This is a genomic window from Streptomyces sp. NRRL S-378, from assembly GCF_000720645.1.
Classification (GTDB): domain Bacteria; phylum Actinomycetota; class Actinomycetes; order Streptomycetales; family Streptomycetaceae; genus Streptomyces.
Genome location: NZ_JOBX01000138.1, coordinates 1 through 4,328 on the forward strand (window position 1 = coordinate 1; position 4,328 = coordinate 4,328).

The following is a 4,328-nucleotide window of genomic DNA, read 5'->3' on the forward strand; positions in this document are numbered from 1 at the left end:
GATGGTACTGCAGGGGGGACCCTGTGGGAGAGTAGGACGCCGCCGAACAATCATTGTGGGAAAGCCCCGCACCTTCTGGTGCGGGGCTTTCCTGCGTTCACGGGCCGGTCGGGTGACCCCGTGTCGGGGTCGTCCCCTATCGCCAGCCGACGGCCTTGGCCAGGCCGCTGGGGCGGCCGATCCGCTCTCGCCGCATCAGCAGGCAACCTGGCGAACGTTCCAGGTCACAGCCACTTCCGCCGCGGATCTGCCTGGGCTACTTGACCAGCCGGAAGCCGGGGTGCCCAGCCCAGGCCCGCAGGAACTCCGCCGTTCCCAGCGTCATCCAGCCGTCGTCTGCGCTCCCCAATACCCCCGGAAGGTCAGCAATCGACCGACGGCCGGCACCGGGCTCCATCTAGTGGACCAGGAACGGCCGACGCCAGTCCTCGCGCTGCGGATGGAATCCCACCAAGGCCGTGAGCGCCTCGTCCGCGGTCACGTTGCCGAGGAGTGGAAGCGGGAACGGCTTTCGCCAGTCCTCCTCTCGCCTGTCCTCGACGCCCAGTCGCTCTGCGGGCACGTTGACATCGAAGAACCCGGGCCGCTTCTCTTCGGAGGAGAGCCCCACAATCAACGCGCGGAACTCCCGCAGCGCAGCGGGGGAGGTGGCTCCCCAACTCGATCACCAACGTAGGCCCAGACATGTGGGGAGCCTAGTTCGATCGGCTCCGCGACCGCTCACATGAGTTCCCACACCGAGTCCAGCCGGTCCGAAGACCGACGCCGCCAACCCGGCGAAGCTCTGCGGTCAGAGCACTAGAGGCGGCCCGCAGCCTTGAGGGAGAGGTAGGCGTCGGCCAGGCTGGGGGCCAGGGTGTCGGGGGTGGCGTCGACCACGTGGACGCCGTGGCGGCTGAGCTGCTCGGCGGTGCGGCGGCGCTGGCTCTGGGTCTGGGTGGCGGCTGCGGCTTCGTAGACCGCGTCCACGTCGCCCCGGGCGCCGGCCATCGCCGCGACGTGCGGGTCGGCCACCGAGGCCAGCAGAACCGTGTGGCGCTTCGTGAGGCGCGGGAGGAGCGGGAGCAGGCCCTCTTCGACGGGTGCGGCGTCCAGGCTCGTCAGGAGGACCACCAGGGACCTGCGCGGGGCATTGCGGAGGATGGTGGACACCAGGGTGCGGGAGTCCGTCTCGACCAGTTCCGGTTCGAGGGTGGCCATCGCGTTCACGAACGACGGGAGCACGTCGGCTGCCGCACGGCCCTGGACCTGGGCGCGGGGGCGGCGGTCGTGGGCCAGGAGGTCCACGCGGTCGCCGGCGCGGGTGGCCAGGGCGGCGAGGAGCAGGGCCGCGTCCATCGCCGAGTCCAGGCGGGGAGCGTCACCGACACGGCCCGCGGAGGTACGGCCGGTGTCGAGGCAGATCAGGATGTGCCGGTCGCGTTCGGGGCGCCAGGTGCGGACGGCCACCTTGTGCTGGCGGGCCGTGGCACGCCAGTCGATGGAACGGGTGTCGTCGCCGGGGACGTAGTCGCGCAGGCTGTCGAACTCCGTGCCCTCGCCGCGGGTCAGCAGGCTGGTGCGGCCGTCCAGTTCGCGCAGGCGGGCCAGCCGGGACGGGAGGTGCCTGCGGCTCTTGAACGGGGGCAGGACCCGTACCGTCCAGGGGACCACCTGGGATCCCTGGCGGGCCCACAGGCCCAGCGGCCCGTACGAGCGGATCGTGACGCGGTGGGCGTGGCGGTCGCCGCGGCGGGTGGGAAGCAGGCGGGTCGTCAGGCGGCGGCGTTCGCCGGCGGGGACGACCACCTCGTGGCGGGATGCCGCCGCCTCCGTGCCCGGGGTCCAGCTGCTCGGGGGCCACGCGTCGCGGACGCGGGCCCGGAGCCTGCGGGTGCCGGGGTTGGTGATGGTCAGGTGGACGTCCGCCCGCTCGCCGAGGCGGACCGAGGTGTCGCCGGAGCGGGCCAGTACCAGGCTGCGTACGGGCGCGGCCAGGGCGTAGTCGATGGCGCAGGCCAGTGCGATCGGGCCGTTGACCGCGAGCATGCCCGCCCAGCTCGGCTCCAGGACGCCGACCGGGATGCTGCCGAGGGCCGCCAGCAGGGCGGCGCGTCCGGTGAGGGCCATCAGCGCGGGACGGGGACGTGGGAGAGGATCGCCGTGATGACGGCGTCGGCCGTGACCCCCTCCATCTCCGCCTCCGGACGCAGTTGGACCCGGTGGCGCAGCGTGGGGAGCGAGAGGGCCTTGACGTCGTCGGGGGTGACGTAGTCGCGGCCGGTGAGCCAGGCCCAGGCGCGGGCGGTGGCCAGCAGGGCGGTCGCGCCGCGCGGCGAGACGCCGAGGACCAGCGAGGGCGATTCGCGGGTGGCGCGGCAGATGTCGACGACGTAGCCGGCGATCTCGGGGGAGACGGAGACCCGGGAGACGGCCTCGCGGGCCGCTTCGAGTTGGGCCGGGCCGGCGACCGGGCGGATGCCGGCGGCCTTCAGGTCGCGGGGGTCGAAGCCGGCGGCGTGCCGGCTCAGGACGCTGATCTCGTCCTCGCGGGAGGGGAGGGGCACGGTGAGCTTGAGCAGGAAGCGGTCCAGCTGGGCTTCGGGGAGGGGGTACGTGCCCTCGTACTCGACCGGGTTCATGGTCGCGGCGACGAGGAACGGCTCGGGGAGCTTGCGGGGCGTGCCGTCGACGGTGACCTGGCGCTCCTCCATCGCTTCGAGGAGGGAGGACTGGGTCTTGGGGGGCGTCCGGTTGATCTCGTCCGCGAGGAGGAGGTTCGTGAAGACCGGGCCGTCCTGGAAGGAGAACTCGGCGGTGCGGGCGTCGTAGACGAGCGAGCCGGTGACGTCACTGGGCATCAGGTCGGGGGTGAACTGGACGCGCTTGGTGTCGAGTTCCAGGGATGCGGCCAGGGCCCGTACGAGGAGGGTCTTGGCGACGCCGGGGACGCCTTCGAGGAGGACGTGGCCACGGCAGAGCAGGGCGACCACGAGACCGGTGACGGCCGAGTCCTGGCCGACGACGGCCTTGCCGATCTCCGTGCGGAGCGCTTCGAGGGAAGCGCGGGCGCTGTCCGCGGTCGCGGCCGTGGACTCGGTGGCCGGGTACGTCATGACGTGCGGACCTCTCTTTCGAGGGCGTCGAGGTGGTCGGCGAGCGCGACGAGCGCCGCGTCGTCGGAGGGGGTGGTGCCGAAGAGGAGGGCGGTCACGTCCCGGGGCTCGCCGGTCAGGCGGCCGGAGACGGCCGGGACGAGGGCGGCCGGTTCGTGGGCGTGGGCGGGCGGTACGCCGACCAGCGCGGCCAGGCGTTCGCGGGTGGCGGCGCGCAGCACGGTCGAGGCGCGGTCGCGGGCCCCGGCCTTGCGGTAGAGGCGGGCGCGGCCCTCGGTGGTCTCGGAGGCGCGGATGGCGACGGGGAGCTTCTCGGTGACGAGGGGGCCCAGTCGGCGGGCGCGCCACAGGGCGGCGAGGACGGCGGCGAGGAAGAGCTGGAGCAGGGCCCAGGACCAGCCGGCCGGGACGAGTTCGAAGAGGCTCTTGTCCTCGCCGCCGGAGCCGGCCGACGGGTCGGAGTCCGCGAGGGACGGCATGTACCAGACGAGGTCCGGGCGGGAGCCGAGGAGCTGGAGGGCGAGGGAGGCGTTGCCCTCCTCGGCGAGGCTCTCGTTGAGGAGGACCGTCCCGGAGCCGAGGAGGACGGTGTCGCCGCCGGTGGTGCCGGTGGGGAGGACGAGGAGGGTGGGGCGGCCGCCGCTGGGGTAGCAGGCGGTGGCTCCTGGGAGGGCGGTGGTGTAGCGGAGGTCGCCGCCGGTGCCGGCGCGGCCGGCCGAGGTGGCGGCGGGCAGGTCGCAGCGGGGTGCGAGGACGCCGTCGGGCGCGTCGCCGTCGGTGCGGACCCCGGGGGACAGCTCGGAGAGGCTGTGGTCGCCGGGGGCGAGGAGGACGGTGCGGCCGCCGGAGAGGTCGATGGCCGAGCGGATGACGCTGCGCTGGGTGGCGCCGAGGCGGTCTGGGTCGGTGACGAGGAGCGTGGTGCGTGGGCCGGTCGCGGCGGCGGCCTCGCGGGCGGTGGTGACGACGCGGGTCGTGACGCCGTGTTCCTCGAGGAGCTCGGCGACGGCGCGGCTCCCGGAGGGGTCGGCGGAGCGGGGGTCGAGGTGGCCGTGGCGCGTGCCGGAGTTCAGGGCGGCGAGGACGACGGCGCCGACGGCCAGGACGGCGAGGACGGCGGCGGTACGGCGGACCCTGCGGGTGGCTCGGCGGATCGGGGTGGTTCGGCCGGTGCCCGGTCCCGTGCCCGGTCCCGTGCCGGGGGCTTGGCCGGGTGCGGGTGGGGGTGCGGGG

At 74.1% G+C, this 4,328-nt stretch carries 5 protein-coding genes; all 5 read right to left on the reverse strand.

Annotated features, from left to right (window positions below; translation table 11 throughout):
- Positions 1–256 precede the first annotated feature (256 nt).
- Entirely contained in the window at positions 257–397 is a 141-nt protein-coding gene (locus IH80_RS47570) for a DUF6368 family protein (protein WP_420708917.1), read from the reverse strand.
- Positions 398–562, reverse strand: coding sequence for a hypothetical protein (locus tag IH80_RS0137900; RefSeq protein WP_158943847.1), 165 nt, complete (start codon positions 560–562; stop codon positions 398–400).
- Positions 563–798: 236 nt separating this feature from the next.
- Positions 799–2,109 (reverse strand): DUF58 domain-containing protein, encoded by a 1,311-nt coding sequence (locus tag IH80_RS0137905; RefSeq protein ID WP_030966450.1) that lies wholly within the window; start codon positions 2,107–2,109, stop codon positions 799–801.
- Positions 2,109–3,095: an AAA family ATPase gene (locus IH80_RS0137910; protein ID WP_030966451.1), complete on the reverse strand. Its 987-nt coding sequence runs from the start codon at positions 3,093–3,095 to the stop codon at positions 2,109–2,111. Before IH80_RS0137910 ends, IH80_RS0137905 begins: the two co-directional genes overlap by 1 nt.
- The coding region (locus tag IH80_RS0137915) for a DUF4350 domain-containing protein (protein WP_420708918.1) at positions 3,092–4,328 on the reverse strand (1,237 nt) is incomplete at its 5' end. The genes IH80_RS0137915 and IH80_RS0137910, both read right to left, overlap by 4 nt.

Bases quoted from the DNA above. Each gene is read 5' to 3' on its own strand.
- IH80_RS47570 (WP_420708917.1), bottom strand. From the start codon at position 397: ATGGAGCCCGGTGCCGGCCGTCGGTCGATTGCTGACCTTCCGGGGGTA.
- IH80_RS0137905 (WP_030966450.1), bottom strand. From the start codon at position 2,109: ATGGCCCTCACCGGACGCGCCGCCCTGCTGGCGGCCCTCGGCAGCATC.
- IH80_RS0137910 (WP_030966451.1), bottom strand. From the start codon at position 3,095: ATGACGTACCCGGCCACCGAGTCCACGGCCGCGACCGCGGACAGCGCC.